General features: G+C 57.5%; 1 protein-coding gene and 1 pseudogene. Both read left to right on the top strand.

All coding sequences use genetic code 11. The annotated features are described in order from the left end of the window. Positions 1–195, top strand: a pseudogene (locus tag B3Q33_RS12750) (hypothetical protein); the annotation flags it as partial. Then, positions 192–431: a sulfurtransferase TusA gene (gene tusA, locus B3Q33_RS12745; RefSeq protein WP_035249617.1), complete on the top strand. Its 240-nt coding sequence runs from the start codon at positions 192–194 to the stop codon at positions 429–431. The pseudogene B3Q33_RS12750 and the gene tusA, both read left to right, overlap by 4 nt. Positions 432–447: the final 16 nt, after the last annotated feature.

The raw sequence follows: 447 nt of genomic DNA, 5'->3' as shown, positions 1-447 counted from the left end.
AGTGACTACACCATGCAGGCCTCGGTACAGCTGTTTGCGGTGGGCGCCTTTACACTGGCGAGTGGCTTCAGTGCGGCCTGGCTGGGCTATGCGGGCCACTTCCTGCTGGCTGCGATTCTCTGCACAACCGTTATAATGGCCGCCTTTTTCTGGCAAGCGCCACTTAATGACAACGCGCAAAAGGTAACTCCATGACCCAGGACGCCCAACACCACCTCGACGCCACTGGTCTGCTGTGCCCGGAACCGGTGATGATGTTGCACAACAAGGTGCGCGACATGGCCCCTGGCGAGGTCCTGGAAGTCCGCGCCACCGACCCGTCCACCGAACGGGATATTCCCAAGTTCTGCCAGTTTCTTGGCCATACCTTGTTGGGCCAGGAGCAGGAGGGGGAGCTTTGGGTTTATTGGATACGGAAGAAGGGTAATTGATAGTTGAGAATGGATA

The organism is Alcanivorax sp. UBA3183, assembly GCF_002364155.1.
GTDB classification, from domain to species: Bacteria; Pseudomonadota; Gammaproteobacteria; order Pseudomonadales; family Alcanivoracaceae; genus Alcanivorax; species Alcanivorax jadensis.
The sequence above is the reverse complement of the archived record's forward strand: the minus strand, read 5'-3'. Positions and strand labels throughout refer to the sequence as shown.